Raw genomic sequence first — 23545 nt, forward strand, 5'->3', positions numbered from 1 at the left:
CGGCAGAGCCTTTTGAACCACACCCGGCACCCCTGGGCGGGTCAACCATACGAAGGGCTCACCGCATCCCGCAGAACAACGTAGGGAGCCTTTTCGAACTCCTTCTCCTTCGCACCGCTCCAGGCCGAACTCGGCCTCCTCGGGCACCGTTCGGTCGCCGTCGACCTGCCCGGCCACGGTTTCGAGGCGACCTGCACGCGCGCCTATCAGGCGCCACAAGATCTCGAAGGGCTCGCCACGGCACCCGGCTCGATCAAGGGCGTCACGCTCGCCGACAATGCCGCGCACTTGATCGGAATCCTCGAAAGGGCCAAGCAGAACGGGCCGGTGATCCTCGTCTCCCACAGCCGCGGCGGCGTGACGGCCACCGCGGCAGCCAACGTACGGCCGGACCTGATCGACCGCATCGTCTACGTCTCGGCTTGGTGCCCTGTCGATCTCGACGTGAACGACTACTACGCCGAGCCGGAGATGGCCACGGTGGATGCCGCTTCCCTGGGGCTGGCGCTGGCCGGGAACCCGGCCGAACTCGGCCTGCTCCGCGTCAACTTCCGCACCGCGAACCCGGACGCCCTCGCGGCCTTCAAGGCGGCCTTCCTCGCCGACGGCACCGACGAGGAGTTCCTGACCTTCCTGAACACCTTCCAGCCCGACGAGAACCTGGACACCGGCACCTCCGCCGACCGGGCGCAGGCCGAGACCTGGGGCCGCATCCCGAAGACCTACGTTCGCTTGGCCGGCGACGCGAGCCTGCCGCTCGCGATACAGGACCGGCTGATCCGCGAGGGCAACGCGCTGACGCCGGACAACCCGTACGACGTCCGTACCCTTGAGAGCAGCCACCTGAAGTGGCTGGTCCACCCGGCACCAGCGGCCCGGGTCCTGGGTGAGCTCGCAGCACTGACGGGATAGCCGGAAGTCTGCCGCCCCAGCCGCCGGGGGCAAGGCCGACAGCCCTCGCGCAGTGGGTGCGGCGGGAGAGCGCCAACCGGCCGGCGCCAGAAGGACACAGTCAGAAAATCACGGCCGGCGGCGAGGGCGGGGCAGTGGTCGTGAGGCCGGGCTCGTGAGTCCCGAACACCGGATCGAGGCGCGAGGAGCTCACTGACGCCCGGCTCGCCTCCCTCGCCGAACCGGGCGTCGACCGGGTGGGAGCAGCACCGGCGCCGGTCCCGGGCCGCGCCGAGGCCCTGGCTTGCGGCCGCCGGGTCGGAGTACCCGATCGCCGCCTCGCCCGGCGGTACCGAGCGGCGGGGCCGGCGAAAGCCGGCGTGCCTGCCGCTCGGCATCCGAAGCCGGGCCGCGACCGGCTCATCGACGTTGCCACTCTTCTGCCAGGAGCCGGTAGGAGCGCACCCGGTCGGCGTGGTCGTGGGTGATGGTGGTGATGACCAGTTCGTCGGCCCCGGTGGCCTCCTGCAGTTGTTCGAGCTGGTCGGCGACGCGCCCAGGGGTACCGACGAACTGGGTGTCGACCCGGTCGGCGACCAGGGCCCGGTCGGCTTCGGTCCAGGCATGGGCGCATGCCTCCTCCGGGGACGGGAAGGGGATGGCGCTCTCGGCCGTGCGGATGCTGCGGACCCACAGGCCGTAGCCGGTGGCGAGTTCGCGGGCGGTCTCGTCGTCCTCGGCGACGACGACATCGGCGGAGACGCTGACGTAGGGCTTGTCGAGGTGGTCGGACGGACGGAACGCGGCGCGGTAGCCCTCGGCCGCCTCCAGTACGGTGGCCGGGCTGACGTGGTAATTGGCGGTGAAACGCAGACCGTTGCGGCCCGCGACATCGGCGCTCTGTCCGCCGCTGCTGCCGAGGATCCACACCTGCACGTCGGCACCCTCGCCGGGGACGGCGTGTGCTTCGGTCCCGTCCGCGGAGCGGTAGTCACCGCGCAGGAGCGCGAGTATGTCGTCGACCTGCTCGCCGTAGTCCTGGGGGCAGGCGCCGGGCTGGTGCAGGAGCTGCTGCTGGAGCAGGAAGCGGGGGGAGCCGATCAGGTGCTCGGAGGAGAATCGTGATGGGATCTTCAACCCGTTGGGGGCTCGCCCGCCGACGACGGGGGTCATGGCGGGCCGGCCTCCTGCGGTCTGTCCGGGGGGCCGTCCGCCCGAGCGGCCGAGGCCAAGGTCGAGCCGCCCGGGGTGCAGGGCGTCGATCAGCCCGAACTCCTCAACGGTGGACAGGGCGGTGCGGTGACCGAGTTGTACGGCACCGGACCCGATCCTGATCGTGGAGGTCGCGGAGGCGGTCAGGGCAAGTACGACGGCGGGAGAGGTTCCGGCCACGCCGGGGTTGAGGTGGTGCTCGGCGAACCAGTAGCGGGTGTAGCCGAAACGCTCGGTCTGCCGGGCGAGGTCGATGGTGTTGCGCAGTGCCTCTGCGGCGGTGGAGCCGGACGGGACCGGGACGAGGTCGAGGACTCCGAGGGGGATGCCGGACATGGTCGGGTGTTGCTCCTCAGCGGTCGGTGGGCGCGGTCAAGCTGCTCGTCCGGCGGCCGCCGGTACGGCCGCACGGCTGCCGAGAGCTTCGGAGAACTGGTCGACGACCTGGGCGAGGGCCTCGGCCGGACCCGGCGCAACGGTTAGCGTGCCGTCGTCGCCCACCGCGATGTCCTTGTCGAGCGTGAACCAGCCCTGGACGATGTGCGCGGCGCCCATGGAACTGAGCACCGGGCGCAGGGCGTAGTCGATCGCCAGGACGTGCGCCGTGGTTCCGCCGGTCGCCAGCGGGAGGACTGTCTTGCCGACCAGGCCGTACTGCGGCAGCAGGTCCAGCAGGGACTTCAGCAGTCCGGAGTAGGCGGCCTTGTAGACGGGCGTGCCGATCACGATCCCGTCGGCGCGGGCGAACAATTCGGTCGCCTCGACGATCGCCGGGTGCCGGAAGTCGGCGCCGAGCAGGGCTTCGGCGGGGATGGTGCGGATGTCCAGGGGAATCACCTCGTGTCCGTGGGCCGTGAGCCGCGCATCCAGGTGACGCAGCAGCCGGGCAGTACGGGAGGTGACGGAAGGACTTCCGGAGACGGACAGGACGATGGCCATGGCGGATCCTTCGGGAGCGTGGGATTTTTCGTGGGACTGGTGTGGGGAGGGGGAGAGCCCCGTACCGCGGCGGACTGCGGCCCCGCCTCCTGCGACGGCTACTTGCTGGTCCTGGGCAGGCCGGGCGGGTTGATCTCCGACGTGGTCACAGCCTCGTCGGACAGGCCCCAGCGCTTCAGCACCTTCGCGTACGTACCGTTGTCGATGACATGGTCGAGTGCGTCGGCGAGCGGCTCGGCCAGTCCGCTGTCCTTCTTGGTGGTGGCCGCGATCAGGCCCTGGAGGGCGGAGCCGGCACCGGAGTACGTGCCGACGACTTCCGTCTTCCCGGTGGTGGCCGCATGGTAGGCGGCGGTCGGGTTGGGGCCGAGGTAGAGGTCGATCCGGCCGGACCGGAGAGCGAGGTAGGTGTCGCTGTCGTTCTGGTAGTACTTGATGTCCACCGGCTTGCGGCCGGCCTTCTCGTTCTCCTTGCTCCACTCGATCAGCAGCTTCTCCTGGTTGGTGCCGCTGCCTACGGCGACGGTCCTGCCCGCCACGTCCTCGGGCCCGGTGATCTTCAGACCGCTGCCTTTCTTCGCCTCGAAGCCCAGGTTGTCCTCGCGGTAGGTGGCGAAGTCGTACTTCTCCTTGCGCTCCTCGGTGACGGTGATGTTGCTGAAGCCGGCGTCGTACTTGGCACTGTCGAGGCCGACGAAGATGTTCTCCCAGGAGACGGTGTTGATGTGCAGCTCGAGGCCGAGCACGTCGGCGACCAGAGAGGCGATGTCGGGCTCGACACCGATGACGGTCTTGTTGTCGGTGGCGTGGAAGGTCAGGGGCGCCGCGGAGCCGGACGAGTCGACGATCTCCAGGGTGCCTCTCTTTCGGATCTCCTCCGGGACCTCGGCGGCTATGGAGTCGACCTTGTCCGTGGTGATGCGGTTCTGGTCCGGGCCGATGTTGATCTTCGTCTTGCCGCCCGGCGCGGCCGCGATCTCGGTCGTGTCGCCGTCGGAGGGGTCGCTGCACGCGGCGAGGGCGAGGGCGGCGGCCAGTCCCAGCGCGGCTGCGGTCGTGCGGCGGGTGATCGAGGTGGACACAGTCGTGCTCCTTGCTCATGGAAAGGAATGAGGGTGGTCAGAAGACCTTGGAGAGGAAGGCGCGGGTGCGCTCGTGCCGCGGGTCGTCCAGTACGGCCGCGGGCGGGCCCTGCTCCACGACGACACCGCCGTCCATGAACACCACGGTGTCGGCCACCTCGCGGGCGAAGCCGATCTCGTGGGTCACGACGATCATGGTGGTTCCGGTGCGGGCCAAGTTCTTGATGACGTCGAGGACTTCGCCGACCAGTTCCGGGTCGAGCGCCGATGTGGGCTCGTCGAAGAGCAGCACCTTCGGTTCGAGGGCGAGTGCGCGGGCGATGGCCACGCGCTGCTGCTGGCCGCCGGAGAGCTGCCGCGGGTAGGTGCCGGCCTTGTCGGCGAGGCCGACCCGGGCGAGGAGCCCGCGGGCTGTCCTCTCCGCCTCCTTGCGTGGGCGGCGCAGCGCGGAGACGGGTGCCTCGATGAGGTTCTCCAGCGCGGTCAGGTGCGGGAAGAGGTTGAAGTTCTGGAAGACGAACCCGATGTGGGTGCGCTGTTTCAGAACATCCTTCTCCTTCAGTTCGTACAGCTTGCCGCCGGAGCGGCGGTAACCGATGAGCTCGCCGTCGATGCTGACCCAGCCGCGGCTGACCTTCTCCAGGTGATTGATGGTGCGCAGCAGCGTGGACTTCCCGGAGCCGGACGGGCCGAGGACGACGGTGACCTCGCCGGCGCGGACCTTCAGGTCGACGCCGCGCAGCACCTCCAGCGGGCCGAAGCTCTTGTGGACGCCGTGGACGTCCACCATCACGTCGTCGGCGTCCACCGTCACGTCGCTCATCGGCTGTCTCCCAAGGGTTTCAGGGGTACGACGGGCTGGTTGCGCCGGGCCGCCGCCGCGCGCAGGTTGCGTACGAAGCGACGGGCGCGCCGGAACGGGGTGGGCGGCGGGGTGCGGTCGGCGCCCCGGGCGAAGCGGCGCTCCACGTAGTACTGCGCGACCGACAGCAGGGAGGTCAGCACCACGTACCATGCGGTAGCGACCAGCAGCAGCGGGATCACCCGGCCGTTGCGGCCGTAGATCACCTGCACCTGGTAGAACAGCTCGCCGATGGACATCACGTAGACCACCGAGGTGCCCTTGAGCAGGCCGATGATCTCGTTGCCTGCGGTGGGCAGGATGGCGCGCATGGCCTGCGGCAGCACGATCCGGCGGATCTGCCGCAGCCGGGGGATGCCGAGTGCGGCGGCGGCCTCCGACTGCCCGTGGTCGACGGCGATGACGCCGCCGCGCACGATCTCGGCCGCGTAGGCGGCCTGGTGCAGTGTCAGTCCGATGACGGCAGCACCGATGGTGCCGATCAGGTTGTTGCTCTCGACGGACCAGAAGACCGGTCCGAAGGGGATACCGACGCCCAACTCGTCGTACAACGCGCTCAGGTTGAACCAGAACACCAGTTGGACGATCATCGGGATGGACCGGAAGATCCAGATGTAGGTCCAGGCGACGGTCTGCAGCACCGGGCTGCGCGACAGCCGCATGAAGGCCAGGACGGTGCCGAGGAGAAAGCCCAGCACCGTGGCGTGGGCGGTGAGCTGGAGGGTCACCCACACCGCCTGCACGATCGTCTCGGAGAGGACGTACTCGCTGAACACGCCCCACTCCCAGACCGGGTTGGTGGCCAGCCCGTGCACGAACTGGGCGACCAGCACGATCACAGCGACGGCCGCCGCCCAACGGGCGTAGTGGCGGGCGGGGACGACCTTGAGCGAGGCCTGGTCGTCCGGGGCGGGCGGGGCTCCGGGGCCGGCGCCCGGGGAGGCCGCGCCGGGTGGCGCGGAGGCGGAATCGGTGATGAGTCCCATCGTGGTTGTTCCTGCTCAGCTCTTATGCGGGATCGGGCGGGTTGATTCGCGATGTCTCGATCGCGGAGGCGGTGGTGCCCCATTTCTTGAGGATCCGGGCGTATGTGCCGTTCCTGATCAGCTCGTTGGCGGCGGCCTGGAACGCCTTGGTGAGCGGGGAGCCCTTCTTGAAGGCGAAGCCGACGTCGAGGCGGTGGTACTCGCCGAGGAAGGTGGTCTGTGAGGCGGGCTGTGCCGCTTGGTAACGCAGGCCGTTGATGGTCGACATGATCACGTCGATCCGGCCCTGCTGGAGCGCGGTGAGTGTCGCCCCGTTCTCCGAGTAGACCTTGACGTCGTACGGCTCCTTGCCCTCCTTCGCGCATACGCCCTTCTGCGCGGTCAGGGTCGCCTCGAAGGTGGTGCCGGCTCCGGTGCCGATGGTCAGCCCGCACAGCTGGGTGAGGTCGGTGACCTTCGTCGTGAGCCTGGTGTTGCCCTTCTTCACCGCGAAGCCCTGACCGTCGTTGATGTAGGTGACGAAGCCGACGGTCTTCAGTCGTTCTGTGGTGACGCCGAAGTTGCCGGTGCCGACGTCGTACTTGCCGCTGCCGAGGGCGGGCAGGATCGTCTCGAAGGAGGCATCCTGCCGCTCCAGCTCCACGCCGAGGACCTTGGCCACCGCGTCGGCGATGTCGATGTCCTGGCCGGCGGGCGGCTTGTCCTGTCCGTTCGGGTAGTACGCGCCGGGCGGGAATCCGATCGAGCTGCCGACTCGCAGCGTGCCGGACTCGCGGACGCCGGCGGGCAGCAGGGCGGCGACGGAGTCCACCTTGCGTACGGCGGCGATCGGGTCGCCGGCCGGCGCGGGTGATGCCTGAACGCCCGCCGGTGTGGTGCTGGAGGTGTCGGCGGAGCCACAGGCGGTCAGCGCCAGTACGGGCAGCAGCGCGATGGTGGCGGCGATGCGCGGACGTGTTCCGGTGCCACGGACGCTCACAGGCCGGCTGCCTTTCCTTGGCGTGCTGCGACTGGCAGGTGCTTCTCGAAGGGCAGCGGGCCGATGGTTTCCGGGTCGGCCTCCGTGTCGAACAGCGGTGTGTAGCCGGTGGCCAGGTACAGGCCGCGGGCCTCGGGCTGGCGCGGACCGGTGGTCAGGCAGATCCGCCGGTAGCCGCGGGCGCTCGCCTCGCGCTCCAGCTCGGCGACGACGTGTCGGGCCAGACCGCGCCTTCGGTGGACGGAGTGCGTCCAGATCCGCTTCAGCTCGGCCGTGCTCTCGTCGTACCGGCGGAAGGCGCCGCCCGCGACCGGCTCGCCGTGTTCGAGGAGCAGGAGCAGGATGCCGCCGCGCGGGGCGGTGAACTCCTCGTCGGGATAGCGGGCGAGTTCGGCGTGGGCGTCCCTGCCGTAGCGGGACGAGTACTCGTCGCCGAGTTCGTGCAGCAGTGGCTTCACCCGCGGGTCCGACACCGCCACTTGGATGAACGCCGGCTCCGCTGAAAGCGACGGCGGCTGTACGACGGACGTCATGCGTTCACCGCCACGAGGGTCTGCGTGCCGCGCGCCGCCCGTTCGACGTCGCGCTTGGCGACCTCCTCACGGACGATCGGGATCACGTACCGGCCGAAGTCGATCGCGTCGCCCAGCAGGTCGTATCCCCGGGCGGAGAGGATGTCCACGCCGAGGTCGTAATAGTCAAGGAGCGCCTGGGCGACCGTCTCCGGGGTGCCGACCAGTGCGTTGGAGTTGCCCGCGCCGCCGGTCACGGCGGCGGTCGGGGTCCACAGGGCGCGGTCGTAGCGCTCCCCCGCCTCGGCGATCGCGACCAGCCGCTGCGAGCCGGCGTTTTGAGGTGTCGCAGCCTGCGACTGGGCATGCCCGTTGTGGCGTTTGGTGACCGGTTCGCCCTTCTCCTTGCGAGCCTTGATCGCGCCGACCGTCCGGTGCGCCTTCTCCCAGGCCAGCTCCTCCGTCGGGGCGATGATCGGGCGGAAAGCCACCTGGATACGCGGCACATCGGTGCGGCCCGCGGCCCTCGCGGCGGCCTTCACCGCCTCGATCTGCTCGGCGGTCTTCGCCAAGGGCTCGCCCCACAGGCAGTAGATGTCGGCCTCGTCGCCCCCCGCGGCGTACGCGGCGGGCGACGAGCCGCCGAACGACACGTCGGGGCGGGGTTTCCGAGCCGGGAAGACGTCGCTGACGAAATCGTGGAAGCGGTAGTGCTCGCCCTCGTGGTCGAAGGGCTCGTGGGTGGTCCAGATCTTCTTGACGATCCGGATGTACTCGCGGGTGCGGGCGTAGCGCTCGTCCTTCGTGAGGGTGTCGCCCTCGCGACCCTGCTCGCGGTCGTTGCCGCCGGTGATGAAGTGCACGGTCAGCCGGCCCTCGCTGATCTGGTCGAGGGTGGCGAAGGTCTTCGCGGCGAAGGTCGGGTACGAGACGTTGGGCCGGTGGGCGAGCAGGATCTGCAGGCGGTCCAGCCTGCTCGCGATGCAGGCGGCCGCCGGCGCCGGGTCCGGCGATCCGGAACCGTAGGCGAACAGCACCCGGTCCCAGTCGTGGTCCTCGTGTGCCCGGGCGAGCCGGAGCGTGTACTCCTTGTCGAAGGCGGCGCCGGAGCGCGGGGTGGTTTCGGATCCGTCGTTGGTGGCGGCGATGCCAAGGAACTCCACTGGCATGGGAGGTGACCTTTCTCGAGTCCTCTGGGGCCGTTGCGTGGGCAGCACGCGGGCACGGCGGAGCAGCCCTCGGTGCGGCCGGGTATGACGGCGCCTCAGGGTGCCGGGAACCATGTGGTGAACAGGTGTGACGACGCCGGGGCGCGGGCCTCGGGCGAGGTGGTGCGGCAGCGGTGCGTGTCAGGTCTCGCAGGACCGTCCATACGCGGATTCAACGTGTGTTCAGCGCATGCGTACGGCGGTGCCACGAAGGGAGGAACTCGGCCCGCGACGGGGTCACCGAGGGAGGGAAGGGCCGGTCAGACGACCCACTGCCGCGTCAGGCGCAACACGCTGCGGACCACACTCGACCGAAGTCGATGTGGTCACGCGTGACCAGGCGCTGCTCGGCATTCATGCGGCTAATTGAGCAGTACATCTCGCTTCTCGTCAACCACGGCCCAGATGCCGGACCGGCGTTGAGCAGTTCTGGGCGTGGTTGACACATGCGCGTGGTGCGCCCATACGATCGAAGACGGACCGGCTCCGCCGTGCGCGGCAGCCGCACCGGCCGCGTTGAGGGACGCGGCGAGCGTGACGACGCCGAAACCCAGCCACCGCTCCGAACCCGTCTGTGTCTGCGCGGCATGCACGCACGCCGCCGGGTGGTCACCGACGCCCGCGCCTCCCTCCCTTGGAGATCCTCCTGATGTTCTCGCCATCCGGCATCACCGATTCCTCCCGCGTCTCCGCGGCCCTCCCACCCGCAGGACACCTCGAAGGCTCCAGCGGCCAAGGCCCCGGCGACGATCTGCCACGGATCGTGCCGCGCCGGCACATCGGCCGCCGGTTGACCACTGCCGCCGCGCTGCTGGTCTTCGCGATGATGGTCAACTCCGTCGTGCGCAACCGCGCCTTCCAGTGGGAGGTGGTCGGCCGGTACTTCACCACCGCCGCCGTGCTCGACGGGCTGCTGCTCACCCTGTGGCTGACCGGCGTGGTGATGGTGCTCGGCTTCCTGCTCGGCACCCCGCTGGCCGTGATGCGGCTGTCCGCCAACCCTGCGTTGCGCACCCTCAGCTGGGGCTACGTGTGGATCTTCCGGTCCACACCACTGCTGGTGCAGCTGCTGTTCTGGTTCAACATCGGCGCCCTCTACCCGGCGCTCGGCCTCGGCATCCCCTTCGGGCCCCAGTTCGTCACCGTCAAGACGGTCAACCTGCTCGGCCCCACCCTCACCGCTGTCGTCGGGCTGACCCTGCACGAAGCCGCGTACGCCGCCGAGGTGGTGCGCGGCGGCATCCTCTCGGTGGACGCCGGCCAGACGGAGGCCGCCCAGGCTCTCGGCATCGGCAGGCGGCGCACCCTGCGCCGGATCGTCATTCCGCAGGCGATGCGCTCCATCGTCCCGACTGCGGGAAACATGCTGATCGGCACCCTGAAGGGCACCAGCATCGTCAGCGTACTGGCCGTGCACGACCTGCTGTACTCGGTGCAACTGGTCTACAACCAGACCTACCAGGTCATCCCGCTGCTGATGGTGGCGACTCTCTGGTACATCGCCGTCACCACCGTGCTCAGCGCGGGGCAGTTCTACGTCGAGCGCCACTACGCACGTGGCTCTGCCCACGCGCTGCCGCCCACACCCCTGCAGAGGCTCAGGGTCCGCCTGGCCGCGCTCCGCGCCCGGCTGGAGAGGGCGACCGCGCCCGGGGCCCGCCCTGCGGCCGGCGGTGACCGGTGAGCCCGCTCGCGGTGTTTCCTTCCCTACATTTCCCATCGATTTACTAGGAAAGGATTGACGACCCGGCCGACGGGTGCGCAGGATGATGTACATGTCCCACACACAGCAACGACTCGTTCGTCGTCGGCATGTCGACTTTGGTCACGTCGTCAGCGCCGCCTGCTGTCGCGCGTAAGGCACGCGGCTCACACGTTGCGCGCGCCACTCCGCTCCTTCTCCTCCATCCCAGGCGATCAGGCCCATCCATCCACTGCTCCTGATGGCCCGTCATACCCCTGAAGGACGACCGCCATGACCACGGCACTCCTGGCCCAGGCCACCCCATCGGGTTCGCCACTCCCCGACATGCGCCGCCTCCGCCTCGTGGGCGATGCCGCGCAGAGCGGCACTGCGGAAACCGGTTCCACCTCCCTCGTCGGCTACCTCGTACTCGTCCCCGAGGGCACCGACCCCGCCCAGCTCTTCGCCAAGGACGTGGCACGGCCGGAGATCCGGCCGGTCGCCTCCACGGACTCACCTCCCGTGCACCGGACGGGAGCGGAAGGCGGTGCCGTCCGTATCGATCCCGTGCGACATGTCGCAGAGGTGGACGGACGGGAACTCGACCTCACCTACCTGGAGTTCGGGCTGCTGGCCCATCTCGTACACCATCCCCACCAGGTGCATTCGCGCGAGCAGCTGGTGACCGGCATCTGGGGCTACGACCACATCGGCGACGGCCGCACCGTGGACGTCCACATCGCGCGGCTGCGCCGCAAGCTCGGCACCGCTCACCGGCACCAGATCGTCACCGTACGGCGCGTGGGTTACAAGTACGTACCCGGCCACCGACCTTGAGGAGAACATCACCATGGGCGTTGCCACTGCGCCGTCCGGCTCCGCCTCGGAATCCGGCCGGACCGGGCCCGGCCGTGCGCACTGGCTGCGCGTGACCCGCGAGACGGCGGACGACCTGGCCACGGACGCGGTGGCCAGGGAGCAGGCAGGCAAGGCCCCGTTCGACGAGGTGTCCCGGCTGCGCGAAGCGGGACTGCTGACGCTCCTCATACCGGCCGAGCTCGGAGGAGGCGGCGCGGACTGGCCCACGGCCTACACCGTCGTCCGGGAGATCGCGGCCGTCGACGGCGCGATCGGTCAATTACTCGGCTGTCACTATTTCCTGTCGTGGAGCGCCAAGTTCTTCACCGCGCCCTCTCTCGCCGCTCAGGCCGAGCAGCGGTCCGCGGCGGAGCAGTGGTGCTGGGGCGGTGGTTTCGCCCGCCAGGAACCGCCTCTGACACTGACCAGGACAGCCGCCGGCTACGTGCTCGACGGCCGGCAGAGCTACGCCACCGGGGTCCTGGTCGCCGACCGCCTCGCCGTGCGGGCCGTACGGGCCGACACCGGCGAACCACTCGCCGTCGTCGTCGATCCCGCCCGCCACGGCGTGGGGATCGACGGCGACGCCGACCCTTTCGGCCAGCGGCTCGCGGCCGGCGGGAGCGTGGAGTTCGACGGTGCAGCGGTCGCCGCCGACGACGTACTCGGCTCTCTGTCCGCGGACGAGGACGTCCTGTCGCCCCTGACCGCACTGGCATCACCGGTCGGGCGCCTCCTCTCCGTCCAGCTCCGTCTCGGCATGGCCGAGGGAGTGCTCGCCGAAGCCCATGACTACAGCAGGGCAGGCCACTCGCCCTGGCACCCGGACTGGCCACTCGGCTCCCCCCAGGACCCGCAGGTGCTGACCGCCTACGGGGAACTCACCGTCCTCACGCGCTCCGCGTCCGCGCTCGCCGATCAGGCACGGGAAGCGGTGCACGGCGGGCTCGTACGCGGCGAAGACCTCACCTACGACGAGTACGCGGAGATCTCCGTTCTCGTGGCCATGGCCGAAGCCGCCGCCTCCAGGGCCGCACAGGAGTCCACCGCCCGCGCCCTCGACATCATCGGCGCCCGCTCCACGTCCTCACGGCTGGGCTTCGACCGCTTCTGGCGCAATGCCCGGACCCACACCTTGTACGAGCCCGTCACTCACCGGCTCCGTGATGTCGGAGACTATTTCCTCAACGGCACGCACCCTCCGTTCGTCCTGCCCGTCTGACCCTGCGATGCCGTTCAGCTTTTTGCCGGCGGAATCGGCATGACCGGCATGCGCCACGCAACCCGGCATCCATGCAATTGTGAACGCCGCACTTCACTCATATGTCGGGCCGTCGAGAATATGAGACGCTCGCACAAGCAGCATTGACTTGGCCGTATTTCGCTGCAACTCTCTTGGCGTGAGCAAGTCCGAGAATCTCGCCGCGCGCCTGCACGTCGATCTGCGACGCCAGGCCAGCGCCATCTGTGCCGTCGGCCGCTGACGCGCTGACGGGCACCACTCTCCCGCTCCACATTCCCCGTCGGTCATCACGACCGTCGCCGGCGTGAACAGCTGATTCCTTGCAGGCATTTCTGGCGGGCCTCTTTTCCCTTCGGTGTCCGCCTTGCTTGCCCTCAATTGCCGAGCGCCTCTCTCGGTCATGGCTTCTCCATGCCATCGATTCCGCCTCGGCCCCATTCGTGTGAACAGGACCTTTCCATGGCCATTACGGCATCGTCCCGACGCCAGTTCCTCTCCCTGCTCGGTCTTTCCGCGGCGGCCGTGAGCTGCGGCACGATCGCGACCGGAGCCACTCCCGGCAAGGGCCGGACCAAGACGATCCGGTACCAGGGCTGGGCGGGTCAGGTGACCTTGCCGGAGTTGGCCGAGGATCTCGGCTATCTGGAGGACGTGAAGCTGAAGTGGGTCGGGAACACCATCAGCGGACCGCAGGACATCCAGTCCGCGGCCACGGGTCAGGTCGACTTCGGCGGCGCGTTCAACGGCGCGGTCGTCAAACTCGCGGCGAACAACGCTCCCGTCAAGGCCGTCATCAGCTACTACGGCTCCGACAAGTACGCCTACAACGGCTTCTACGTCCTCAAGGACAGTCCGGTCCGCTCGGCCAGGGACCTGATCGGCAAGAAGGTCGGGATGAACACACTCGGAGCGCACTCCGAGGCCATGCTCGACATCTATCTGCAGCGAGGCGGCCTGTCCCGGGCGGAGATCGGCAAGGTCGAGCCACTCGTGGTCCCACCGGTCAACACCGAGCAGACACTGCGGCAGAAGCAGATCGACGTGGCCGTGCTCGGCGGCGTCCTGCGCGACAAGGCACTGGCGACCGGGGGCCTCCGCCCGCTGTTCACCGACTTCGAACTGCTCGGCGCGTTCAGCGCGGGCACCTACGTGATGACGGACCGCTTCCTGAAGCAGAACCCCGACACGGCCCGGATCTTCGTCACCGCCGTGGGGCGGGCCGTCGAGTGGTCCCGTTCGACTCCGCACGAAGAAGTCATCGCCCGGATGACGGACATCGTGAAGAAGCGTGGCCGCAACGAGGACACCGCACCCCTGAAGTACTGGCGCTCCTACGGCGTCGCCGAGAAGGCGGGCCTGATCACCGGCAAGGAACTCCAGCTGTGGATCGACTGGCTGGCCGAGCGCGGCGACATCAAGAAGGGCCAGGTCGCGCTGTCGGGCCTCTACACCAACGACTTCAACGGCAACACGAAGTCTCCCTCCACGGCGAAGAGCGGGAGCTGACCCATGCCGGACTCCACCACGTCCCCCACCACACCCAAGATCGTCTTCGAGGACGTGCGGAAGGACTTCACCGTCAAGGACCGGACGAGGGCGCGACGGGCGTCCCGGTTCACCGCCCTCGACGGCATCGACCTGGAGATCACGGCCGGCGAGTTCGTCGTCCTGGTCGGCCCCAGCGGCTGCGGGAAGTCCACGCTGCTGGACCTGCTCGGCGGCCTCACCCAGCCCACCGGCGGGCGGATCCTGCTGGACGGCACACCCGTCACCGGGCCCGGCCTGGACCGAGGCATCGTGTTCCAGCAGTACGCGCTGCTGCCGTGGCGCACGGCGCAGGGCAATGTCGAGTTCGGCCTGGAGGCCACCGGCATCCCACGGCGTCAACGCCCGGCACGAGCCAGGGAGTTCCTGGACCTGGTCGGTCTGTCCGGGTTCGAGCAGCGCCATCCGCATGAGCTGTCGGGAGGGATGCGGCAGCGGGTGGCGATCGCCCGCAGTCTCGCCTACGACCCCGATGTCCTGCTCATGGACGAGCCGTTCGCCGCGCTGGACGCCCAGACCCGGGAGTCGCTGCAGGACGAACTGCTGCGCATCTGGCAGCGCACCGGCAAGACGGTCGTCTTCATCACGCACAGCATCGACGAGGCCGTCTACCTGGGACAGCGCGTCGCCGTCATGACATCGCGGCCGGGCCGCATCAAGCAGATCGTGCCGGTCGCCCTCGGCTCCCGTACGGCGACGGACGACCTCCGCTCCAGTCCCGAGTTCGCGCGGCACCGGCACGTGATCTGGTCACTGCTGCGCGACGAGGTGGCCAGGGCGCAGCAGTGGGAGAAAGAGGAGGTTTCCGTATGAGCACCACGACCGGCACGGCCACCGAGAAGACCACGGCACCGGGCTCGGTGAGCGCCGCCGAGCCCGTCCCGGCCCCCTCCCCCGCCGCGTCCGTGCCACGTGAGGCATCACCGTCGAGGGTGAGCGACGTCCGCTCCACGCCGGCCCGACTCCGCCGGGCGGTCCGCCGGCTGCCGTACCTGCTGCTCAAGGGGGCGACCAAGTCCGTCGCGATCGCGGCCCTGGTGCTGCTGTGGGAGACCGCACCGCGGCTGGGCCTGGTCGACCGGACCTTCCTGCCGCCGTTCAGCGAGGTCGCCCACGCCTGGTGGGGACTGGCCGCCGACGGTCGGCTCGCCGACAACGCACGTGCCAGCCTGGTGCGCTCGTTCAGCGGATTCGGTCTCGCCGTGGCCGTCGCCGTGCCGCTCGGCCTGCTGATCGGCTGGTACCGGCCGGTCGCCGACCTGCTCGGACCACTGCTGGAGGTGTTCCGCAACACCGCGGCGCTGGCCCTGCTGCCGGTGTTCGTCCTGCTGCTGGGCATCGGCGAGACCTCGAAGATCTCCATCGTGGTGTACGCGTGCACCTGGCCGATCCTGCTCAACACCATCAGCGCGGTCCGCAACGTCGACCCGACCCTGGTGAAGCTGGCGAAGTCGATGAACCTGGCTGCGCCGCGCCTGTTCCAGAAGGTCATCCTGCCGTCCGCGGTGCCAGTGATGTTCACCGGCATCCGGCTGGCCGGAGCGGTGTCGATCCTGGTGCTGGTCGCCGCCGAGATGATCGGCGCGAAGGCGGGCCTCGGTTATCTGATCAACGCCTCGCAGTACAACTTCGCGATCCCGCAGATGTACGCGGGCATCATCACGATCTCCGCCATCGGCGTGGTGTTCAACCAGTTCCTGGTGGCCGTGGAACGACGGCTCAGTTCCTGGCGCGTACCGGCCGGCGGCTGACCCGGCCGCCTTCGCGCCCCACCGCCCGCCCGTCTCCGGCCCGCTGGTCCCATCCTGCCTGTTGGTCTCACTGCCCCGATCCGAGGAACCCCATGACCGCGTCCAGACCCCGTCAGCTCCACCTCAACGCCTTCCTCATGAACGCCGGCCACCACGACGCCGCCTGGCGCCATCCCCGCACCCAGCCCGAACGAGTCACGGACCTGCGCTACTTCCAGCAGCTCGCGCAGACCGCCGAGCGCGGCCTGCTCGACTCGGTCTTCCTCGCCGACGGCCTCGCCCTGTGGGGCAACGTCCGGCACAACGCCCTCGGCGGCTTCGAACCCCTCACCCTGCTGTCCGCCCTGGCGGCGGTCACCGAGCACGTCGGCCTGATCGCCACCGTCTCCACCACCTTCAGCGAGCCCTTCCACACCGCCCGCAAGTTCGCCTCCCTGGACCACATCAGCGGCGGCCGGGCCGGCTGGAACATCGTCACCTCCGGCACCGTGAACGAAGCCCGTAACTTCGGTCAGGAGGAGCACCTGGAGCACGGGCTGCGCTACGAGCGGGCACGGGAGTTCGTCGAGGTCGCCACGAAGCTCTGGGACAGCTGGGAGGACGACGCGATCCTGCTCGACCGGGAGCGGGGTGTCTACGCCGACACCGACAAGGTGCGGGAGATCGACCACCGCGGAGCGTACTTCGGGGTGCGGGGCCCGCTGAACGTACCGCGCAGCCCACAGGGACACCCGCTGCTGGTGCAGGCCGGTTCGTCGGAGGACGGCAAGGAGTTCGCCGCCCAGTACGCCGAGGCCGTCTTCACCGCCCAGCAGACCCTCGCCGACGGCCAGGCCTTCTACAAGGACCTCAAATCACGGCTCGCTCGCCACGGGCGTGCCGAGGACCAGCTGCTGGTGCTTCCCGGCATCGCCCCCGTCATCGGTTCGACGGAGGCGGAAGCCCGCGCCCTGCAACAGGAGTTGACGGACCTCCAGGTGCCCGAGTACGGGCTCGCCCAGCTGTCCGGCATGCTCGGCACCGACCTGACCGGGCTGCCGCTGGACGGACCACTGCCCGAGCTGCCCGAGGAGCGGGACATCAACGGCAACAAGAGCCGTTTCACGCTCGTCGCCGAACTCGCCCGCCGCGACGGCCTCACCCTGCGCGAGCTCATCGCCCGCCTCGGTCCGGGCCGTGGTCACCGGGTGTTCACCGGCACCCCGGAGCAGACAGCCGACCAGCTCGAGGAGTGGTTCACCCAGGGCGCCGCCGACGGCTTCAACATCATGCCTCCCCATCTGCCGGGCGGCCTGGAGGACTTCGTCGACCATGTCGTGCCGATCCTGCAGCGGCGCGGCCTCTTCCGCACCGAGTACACCGGCCGCACCCTGCGCGAGCACTACGGTCTGGCCCGCCCCGCCAACCGGCTGGCCGCGGCGGCACCGGCCGCCCCCCTGGAGGTGGCCTCATGACCGGCCTGGTCTCGGCGGAACGCCGTATCACCCGCGCCAAGTACATCAGGGTCTGCCCGGCCGACGCACTGCGCGTGGCGCCCGTCACCGCCCCTCACCCCCTGACGACCTTCCGACTGATCACCTCTCCGCTGATCACCTCCTGAAAGGAACACCCGCACATGACCACCAGCACCGGCTTCGACATCCGCAGGACCGGCGGCCGTATCGGCGCCGAGATCCTCGGCATGGATCTCTCCACCGAGCTCGACCCCGCCGTCGTCACCGAGATCAACTCCGCGCTCCTGGAACACAAGGCACTCGTCTTCCGAGATCAGAACCTCGACGACGCGGGCCAGCTCCGCTTCGCCTCCCTCTTCGGCGAACTCACCACCGCGCACCCCACCGTCCCCTCCGTGGACGGCCAGGCCCACATCCTGCCCGTCGACGGCGACGAGGGCATCCGCGCCAACCACTGGCACACCGACGTCACCTTCGTCCGTACGCCCCCGAAGGCATCCACGCTGCGCAGCATCCTGGTCCCGCCGTACGGCGGCAACACCCTCATCGCCAACGCGGCCGCCGCCTACCGGGACCTGCCCGAGCCGCTGCGCGAGCTGGCCGACAAGCTCTGGGCCGTACACACCAACGACTACGACTACGCCGCCCCGAAGAACGAGAAGGCGGCCGAGCACCGCAGGCGGTTCGTCTCCCGGAAGTACCGCACCGCCCACCCTGTCGTCCGCGTCCACCCCGAGACCGGGGAGCGCGGGCTGTTCATCGGCGGCTTCGCCCAGAGCATCGTCGGCCTCGGCCCCTCCGACTCGCGGGATCTGCTGCGCATCTTCCAGTCGTACGTCACCCGCCCCGAGAACATCGTGCGCGTGGCCTGGACGCCGGGCGACCTCGTCCTCTTCGACAACCGCATCACCCAGCACTACGCCCCCGACGACTACGGCGACCTGCCGCGTCTGTTGCACCGGGTGACCGTCGCGGGCGACGTCCCCGCCGCTGTCGACGGCACCCTCAGCCACGTCGTCGAGGGCGACGACGCCTCCCACTACACACCCAGCGCGGCCTGAGCCCCGGGGCCGCCGGGCAGGAACACCTGCCCGGCGGTCCCCGCGACGGACACCGACCGAAGCCGTACGGGATAATGTGCGCATGCGGATCTCAGCCAGGGCGGACTACGCGGTACGTGCCGCACTGCAGCTCGCCGCGTCACGGGACGACGGACCACTGAAAGCCGAGGCCATCGCCGACGCTCAGGACATTCCGCACAAATTCCTTGAAGGCATCCTGAACGACATGCGCCGGGGCGGCCTCGTGCTCAGCCAGCGCGGCGGCAACGGCGGCTACCGGCTGGCCAAGCCCGCCGAGTCCATCAGCATCGCCGACGTCATCCGCGTCGTGGACGGACCGCTGGTGTCGGTGCGCGGGGTCCGCCCCCCGGAGCTGTCCTACACCGGCCCCGCCGAGTCGCTGCTCCCCCTGTGGATCGCGTTGCGGTCCAACGTGCGCGAGGTCCTCGAGGGCGTGTCGCTCGCCGACGTCGCCTCGGCCCGACTGCCCGACTGCGTATCCGACTTGACCAAAGCTCCCAGCGCCTGGATAAACCCCTGACACGCGGGGCCGATCGTCACCGGTCCCAGAATCGGGACAGCGGCGTCCGTCATGCGAATCCCCCAGGCAAGAAACCGGAGATCTACGGGGTGGCCAGGGGATCGTCCGACCGCACACACAGCCCGGTGCCGCCCCTCCCGGCCTCGTGTCGTCACGTCGGCCTCGGCCGTATGCCCAGTACATCTGCCGGCCCTTCCGACGCCGCAGGACCCGCCTCGCTCCGGGCTTTGAACCGCACGCCCGCCGGACAGCGGCTCGCGCTGGACGGCATCACGCTCGATGTGACTCCGGGTGGGTTTGTCACCCTCGCCGGGGCCGCCGTCGGCGGAAGAAGAGGCGAGTTCAGCGGGACGGACGACACGCGCAGCCCGCGTAACGGAGCAGATCCATGTGACCCTTCCGCCGCAGATGCCGGACGGTGTGGGCCATGCCCCATGAGTGCAGCGCGGTGTGCGACGACGGGGTCACCGACCGCATCGTGGGCACCCGGAGTCCACGTTATGAGCGGCAGAGTGGCGGATCTCGGTACTCGGTGGATGAAATCGCAGGTCAGATGAGTGTGCACGGGGCGTCAGGTGGCGCAATACGGTAGCAACACCATCGGAGCGGTTCTCCTTGTACGTTCCCTGTCATGCCAACCGAACCCGCCCCCGCAGCCCGCCCGGTCGCCGCCGCGCGCCGCCGCCGGCTGCGTGCGGACCGGGCCCGGCAGCTCGCCGACCTGCTGCGGCACCAGATCCTGGCGGGCGGCTTCCCCGGCGGGGTCCTGCCCCACGAGGACGTCATCGCCGCCGACTACCGGGCCAGCCGCAACACCGTCCGGCAGGCCCTGGACCTGCTGCGCGGCGAGCAACTCATCAACCGCCAACCGGGCGTCGGCACCGTGGTGGTCTGCGAGAAGTACCCGCACGGGCTGGACCGCCTCCAGGGCCTGGCCGAGACCCTGCACGAGCACGGCCGGGTCACCAATGAGGTCCGCACCGTCGGACCGGTCACCGCCCCTGGCCCGGTGGCGGATCGGCTGGGCCTGCCCGAGCACACCGACGTGCTGTGCATCGAGCGGCTGCGCCGCCTGAACGGGCTGCCGCTCTCCCTGGACCTGTCCTACCTGCCCATGGACGTGGGCGGTGAACTGCTCCGCTGCGACCTGGAGAACACGGACGTGTTCCGGCTCCTGGAATCGCTGACCGGCGGCCCGCTGGGGCATGCCGAGATCACCCTGGAGGCCGTCAACGCCGACGCGCACTCCGCCGCGGTGCTCCAGGCCCCGCGCGGGGCCGCCGTACTGATGCTGGAACGGCTGACCTGTCTGCCCGACGGGCGGCCGGTGGACCTGGAGTTCATCCGGTTCCGCGGCGACCGCATCACCATGAGCGGCGTGCTGCACCGCTCCGTCTGATCCCCGAGCTCCCCCTTCCGTTCCCCGCTCTTCCCGGCCGTGCCGGGTCCCTTGGAGACAACCATGCCTCTCGTTCCGCAGCGCGCCGACGTGCCCGTGACCATTGACGAATCCAAGTGCATCGACGGCTGCACGCTCTGCGTCGACATGTGTCCGCTCGATTCGCTCGCGATCCGCGAGGACAACGGCAAGGCGTACATGCACGTGGACGAGTGCTGGTACTGCGGCCCGTGCGCGGCCCGGTGCCCCACCGGCGCGGTCACCGTCAACATGCCCTACCTGCTCCGGTGAAAGGAAGAACCCCCGTGTCCCGCAAGAGAGTTCTCCTCCTGCCGCTCCTCCCGGTCGCTCTGCTGCTCCCGTCGGCCACCGCCTGCGGCGGCGCGGCCGGCGCCGAGGGCGGCGCCGGCGAGAAGACGGTCACCGTGACCGTCGGCTACCAGTCCAAGACCATCAACACCGTCACCGCCGGCACCCTGCTGCGCTCCCTCGGCTACTTCGAGGAGGAGCTCGCGGCCCGTGGGAAGAAGGACGGCACCACCTACAGGGTCGAGTGGCAGGACTACGCGACCGGCGCCCCGATCACCGCCCAGATGACCGCCGGGAAGATCGACATCGGTTCGATGGGCGACTTCCCGCTGCTGATCAACGCGGCCCGCGGCAAGCAGCTGGGGCAGCCGACCCGGCTGGTCTCGGTCACCGGATACAACGTGCGCGGCGGCCTGAACACCGTCGTCACCGCACCCGGTTCGTCCCTGCGGTCGCTGGCCGACCTGCGCGGCAAGAAGGTGTCCACCAGCGTCGGCTCGGCCGCCGACGGCACCCTGGTCCGGGCCCTGCAACGGGCCGGCATCGACCCGGACAAGGGCATCCGGAAGCTCAACCAGCAACCCAGTGTGGGTGCTTCGGCCCTGGCCGCGGGCAGCGCCGACGCGCTGTCCCAGTTCGTCGCCTGGCCCGGGAAGCTGGCCTTCGAGGGCCGGGCCACCGTTCTGTACGACGGAGCCGAACTGAACCTGCCGACCTTCCACGGGGTCACGGTCCGGGAAAAGTTCGCGAAGGAACGGGCCGGGGTCCTCGACGACTTCCTCAGGGCGCAGCGTCGGGCCACGGACTACCTGCGCGCCCAGCCGGTCACCGCCGCCGAGTCAGTGGCCGCGAAGACCGGACTTCCGGCCGAGGTGGTCTACCTCTACAACGGCGCCAACGGCATCGCCACCTTCGACCCGGAGCTCCGCCCGGAGCTGATCGCCGCGCTGAAGGAGGACGTGCCGGTGCTGAAGGCGGCCGGTCTGGTGGGCGACGTCGACGTGGACTCCTTCGTCGACCCGGCGCCGCTGAAGCGGGCCGTACGGTCCCCCGCCCACCCGAAGGCGGGCACCGCCAAGCCCGAACTGTGGCTGAAGGGCCGGACCGCCACCCGTACCTTCGACAGCCCCAAGGAACTGCTGAAGGCCGCCAAGGCCGCCGACGTGCGGGCCGCGTACGTGCCGGACGCGCTGACTGGCACCCCGTGGTTCGCGGACAAGGCGGTATGGGTCGCGGACGGCGCCGAGCTGCGCGCCTTCGTCACCCTGGCAAGTGCCGAGAAGTTCACCGGACGCAACGCCGGGTCCCGGATCATCCGCTACGCGGACGCCGTGAGGCTGGCGTCATGAGCGTGGGCCGCCGGCTGCTCCGCGTGGCCTCGTTGGCCGCGGCCCTCGGGGCGTGGCAGTTGCTGACCTCCCTGGACGTCAACCTGTGGTTGCGGTTCGAGCAGTTCCCCACCGTCGGCGAGGTGGCCTCCGCCTTCGCCGACCGGCTCGGCACCGGCCCGTACTGGCAGGACCTGGGCCACAGCCTGCGTCGGATCGTGGCGGGCTTCCTCCTGGCCGCGGTGCTGGGAGTGGCGGCCGGAACGGCCGTCGCCCGGTCCCGGTGGGCCGCCGACCTGCTCGGTCCGCTGGTGGAGGTGGTACGGCCCGTGCCGGCCATCGCCCTGGTTCCGGTCGCCATCCTGCTGCTGCCCACCAACGAGCAGGGCATCGTGTTCATCACCTTCACCGCCGCCTTCTTCCCGGTGGTGGTGTCGACCCGGCACGCGGTACGGGCGCTCACCCCGGTCTGGGAAGAGGCCGTGCTCACCATGGGCGCCGGCCGGCTGCGCGTGCTGTTCTCCGTGGTGCTGCCGGGTGCCCTGCCGGGTGTCTTCGGCGGCCTGTCGGTGGGGCTCGGCGTCTCGTGGATCTGCGTGATCTCCGCGGAGATGATCTCCGGCGAGTACGGGGTGGGCTACCGCACCTGGCAGGACTACACGATCGTCGACTACCCGGCGGTATTCGTCGGCATGGCCACCATCGGTGCCCTCGGATGGCTCACCTCGACCGCGGTGGAACTGCTGGGCCGCCGCGTCACCTCCTGGCTGCCCCGCCCGGCCGCGCGGGGAGCCGCCGACGCACCGCGTACGGCGTTCCGCCGGGCCGGCCGCACGCCCGCGGGCACCGGCGCCGTCCCCTTCGCGCACGCCGCTGACCGTACAGCCGTTCCCCGGAAGGAGCCGGTCCCATGAGCCCCGCGACCCTGCCCGCCGTATCCGCGCCGGCGGGAGCCGAACTCGCCCTGTACGATGTGCTGCTCGGTCACTCGGACGGCGCCGCCGTCCCCGGCAGGGTCTCGCTGCGGATCACGCCGGGGGAACTGCTTGCCGTGGTCGGGCCCTCCGGCTGCGGGAAGTCCACTCTCCTGCGCACCCTCGCCGGCCTGCTGCCTCCGCTGGACGGGCGGGTCACCCAGGACGGTGTGCCGGTCGGCCGGCCCGCCGCCGACCGGGCGCTGGTCTTCCAGCACGACGCCCTGTTGCCTTGGCGGACCGTCCGCGCCAACGTGGAACTGCCGCTGGCGATCCGCCGGGTCCCCCGGGCCGAGCGGCGGCGGTCAGCGGCCGGCTGGCTGGACCGGGTCGGTCTGGCCGGGCATGCCCACAAGCTCCCGCACCAGCTGTCCGGTGGGCAGCGGCAGCGTGTCCAACTGGCCCGCGCCCTGGCCGGCCGGCCCCGGGCGGTGCTGATGGACGAACCCTTCGGCGCCCTCGATGCGCACACCCGCGCCGGGATGCAGGACCTGCTGGTGGACATCCTGGAAGGCACCGGCGCGACCGTCGTCTTCGTCACCCACGACGTGGACGAGGCCCTCCACCTCGGCGACCGGGTCGCCCTGCCGGCCTCCGGGCAGGTGCTGGACGTGCCACACCCGCGTGACCGCGAGGCGCGGCACGCCCCCGGCACCGCCGAACTACGCCGCCGCATAATCGAATCCCTCTGAAAGGCACTTCCCGTGGACACCCTGGCGGACACCCC

Annotated in this window: 24 protein-coding genes and 1 pseudogene; 17 read left to right on the forward strand and 8 right to left on the reverse strand. The window is 69.9% G+C overall.

The window, feature by feature from the left end; translation table 11 throughout:
- Positions 1-84: 84 nt before the first annotated feature.
- Positions 85-912: pseudogene (locus tag ACWD0Y_RS21190) on the forward strand (alpha/beta hydrolase); the annotation flags it as partial.
- 399 nt (positions 913-1311) lie between these two features.
- Here the strand turns inward: ACWD0Y_RS21190 and ACWD0Y_RS21195 are convergent.
- The 8 genes from ACWD0Y_RS21195 to ACWD0Y_RS21230 form a co-directional block, all read right to left on the reverse strand.
- Entirely contained in the window at positions 1312-2439 is a 1128-nt protein-coding gene (locus tag ACWD0Y_RS21195; RefSeq protein WP_450261883.1) for an MsnO8 family LLM class oxidoreductase, read from the reverse strand.
- A 36-nt stretch (positions 2440-2475) separates the two neighbouring features.
- A complete protein-coding gene (gene ssuE / locus ACWD0Y_RS21200) occupies positions 2476-3042 on the reverse strand; it encodes an NADPH-dependent FMN reductase (protein ID WP_450261884.1) in 567 nt (188 codons plus the stop codon).
- 98 nt (positions 3043-3140) lie between these two features.
- Complete coding sequence (locus ACWD0Y_RS21205; protein WP_450261885.1) at positions 3141-4124, reverse strand: ABC transporter substrate-binding protein; 984 nt, start codon at positions 4122-4124, stop codon at positions 3141-3143.
- Positions 4125-4161: 37 nt separating this feature from the next.
- Positions 4162-4947 carry an amino acid ABC transporter ATP-binding protein gene (locus ACWD0Y_RS21210; protein WP_450261886.1) on the reverse strand — a complete coding sequence of 262 codons (786 nt, stop codon included), beginning with the start codon at positions 4945-4947 and terminating at the stop codon, positions 4162-4164.
- Entirely contained in the window at positions 4944-5972 is a 1029-nt protein-coding gene (locus ACWD0Y_RS21215; protein WP_450261887.1) for an amino acid ABC transporter permease, read from the reverse strand. The genes ACWD0Y_RS21210 and ACWD0Y_RS21215 overlap by 4 nt, the downstream gene beginning before the upstream one ends.
- A 22-nt stretch (positions 5973-5994) precedes the next feature.
- A complete protein-coding gene (locus ACWD0Y_RS21220; RefSeq protein ID WP_450261888.1) occupies positions 5995-6951 on the reverse strand; it encodes an ABC transporter substrate-binding protein in 957 nt (318 codons plus the stop codon).
- Positions 6948-7484, reverse strand: a complete 537-nt coding sequence (locus ACWD0Y_RS21225) for a GNAT family N-acetyltransferase (protein WP_450261889.1) — start codon at positions 7482-7484, stop codon at positions 6948-6950. Before ACWD0Y_RS21225 ends, ACWD0Y_RS21220 begins: the two co-directional genes overlap by 4 nt.
- Positions 7481-8632 (reverse strand): LLM class flavin-dependent oxidoreductase, encoded by a 1152-nt coding sequence (locus ACWD0Y_RS21230; RefSeq protein WP_450261890.1) that lies wholly within the window; start codon positions 8630-8632, stop codon positions 7481-7483. Before ACWD0Y_RS21230 ends, ACWD0Y_RS21225 begins: the two co-directional genes overlap by 4 nt.
- A gap of 688 nt (positions 8633-9320) precedes the next feature.
- Between ACWD0Y_RS21230 and ACWD0Y_RS21235 the strand changes: the two genes are divergently transcribed.
- From ACWD0Y_RS21235 to ACWD0Y_RS21310, 16 genes are all read left to right on the forward strand, one after another.
- On the forward strand, positions 9321-10355 hold the full coding sequence (locus tag ACWD0Y_RS21235) for an amino acid ABC transporter permease (protein ID WP_450261891.1): 1035 nt from the start codon (positions 9321-9323) through the stop codon (positions 10353-10355).
- A gap of 291 nt (positions 10356-10646) precedes the next feature.
- On the forward strand, positions 10647-11192 hold the full coding sequence (locus tag ACWD0Y_RS21240) for a winged helix-turn-helix domain-containing protein (protein WP_450261892.1): 546 nt from the start codon (positions 10647-10649) through the stop codon (positions 11190-11192).
- 13 nt (positions 11193-11205) lie between these two features.
- Positions 11206-12435, forward strand: coding sequence for an acyl-CoA dehydrogenase family protein (locus ACWD0Y_RS21245; RefSeq protein ID WP_450261893.1), 1230 nt, complete (start codon positions 11206-11208; stop codon positions 12433-12435).
- 178 nt (positions 12436-12613) lie between these two features.
- Positions 12614-12697, forward strand: a complete 84-nt coding sequence (locus tag ACWD0Y_RS21250) for a putative leader peptide (RefSeq protein ID WP_106972604.1) — start codon at positions 12614-12616, stop codon at positions 12695-12697.
- A 218-nt stretch (positions 12698-12915) separates the two neighbouring features.
- Complete coding sequence (locus ACWD0Y_RS21255) at positions 12916-13962, forward strand: ABC transporter substrate-binding protein (RefSeq protein ID WP_450261894.1); 1047 nt, start codon at positions 12916-12918, stop codon at positions 13960-13962.
- A gap of 3 nt (positions 13963-13965) precedes the next feature.
- Positions 13966-14814: an ABC transporter ATP-binding protein gene (locus tag ACWD0Y_RS21260; protein ID WP_450261895.1), complete on the forward strand. Its 849-nt coding sequence runs from the start codon at positions 13966-13968 to the stop codon at positions 14812-14814.
- Positions 14811-15752: an ABC transporter permease gene (locus tag ACWD0Y_RS21265; RefSeq protein WP_450261896.1), complete on the forward strand. Its 942-nt coding sequence runs from the start codon at positions 14811-14813 to the stop codon at positions 15750-15752. Before ACWD0Y_RS21260 ends, ACWD0Y_RS21265 begins: the two co-directional genes overlap by 4 nt.
- Before the next feature lie 92 nt (positions 15753-15844).
- Entirely contained in the window at positions 15845-17206 is a 1362-nt protein-coding gene (locus tag ACWD0Y_RS21270) for an LLM class flavin-dependent oxidoreductase (protein WP_450261897.1), read from the forward strand.
- Entirely contained in the window at positions 17203-17352 is a 150-nt protein-coding gene (locus ACWD0Y_RS21275) for a hypothetical protein (RefSeq protein WP_450261898.1), read from the forward strand. The genes ACWD0Y_RS21270 and ACWD0Y_RS21275 overlap by 4 nt, the downstream gene beginning before the upstream one ends.
- 15 nt (positions 17353-17367) lie before the next feature.
- Entirely contained in the window at positions 17368-18267 is a 900-nt protein-coding gene (locus tag ACWD0Y_RS21280; protein WP_450261899.1) for a TauD/TfdA dioxygenase family protein, read from the forward strand.
- An 82-nt stretch (positions 18268-18349) separates the two neighbouring features.
- Entirely contained in the window at positions 18350-18808 is a 459-nt protein-coding gene (locus tag ACWD0Y_RS21285) for an RrF2 family transcriptional regulator (protein ID WP_450261900.1), read from the forward strand.
- 631 nt (positions 18809-19439) lie between these two features.
- Positions 19440-20207 carry a GntR family transcriptional regulator gene (locus ACWD0Y_RS21290; RefSeq protein ID WP_450261901.1) on the forward strand — a complete coding sequence of 256 codons (768 nt, stop codon included), beginning with the start codon at positions 19440-19442 and terminating at the stop codon, positions 20205-20207.
- A 63-nt stretch (positions 20208-20270) separates the two neighbouring features.
- Positions 20271-20498, forward strand: a complete 228-nt coding sequence (locus ACWD0Y_RS21295) for a 4Fe-4S dicluster domain-containing protein (RefSeq protein WP_125741086.1) — start codon at positions 20271-20273, stop codon at positions 20496-20498.
- A gap of 14 nt (positions 20499-20512) precedes the next feature.
- Entirely contained in the window at positions 20513-21865 is a 1353-nt protein-coding gene (locus ACWD0Y_RS21300) for an ABC transporter substrate-binding protein (protein WP_450261902.1), read from the forward strand.
- Positions 21862-22758 (forward strand): ABC transporter permease, encoded by an 897-nt coding sequence (locus ACWD0Y_RS21305; protein ID WP_450261903.1) that lies wholly within the window; start codon positions 21862-21864, stop codon positions 22756-22758. The genes ACWD0Y_RS21300 and ACWD0Y_RS21305 overlap by 4 nt, the downstream gene beginning before the upstream one ends.
- Positions 22755-23510 (forward strand): ABC transporter ATP-binding protein, encoded by a 756-nt coding sequence (locus tag ACWD0Y_RS21310; RefSeq protein WP_450261904.1) that lies wholly within the window; start codon positions 22755-22757, stop codon positions 23508-23510. Before ACWD0Y_RS21305 ends, ACWD0Y_RS21310 begins: the two co-directional genes overlap by 4 nt.
- The last annotated feature ends 35 nt before the right edge of the window (positions 23511-23545 follow it).

It is taken from the genome of Streptomyces altiplanensis, assembly GCF_053591575.1.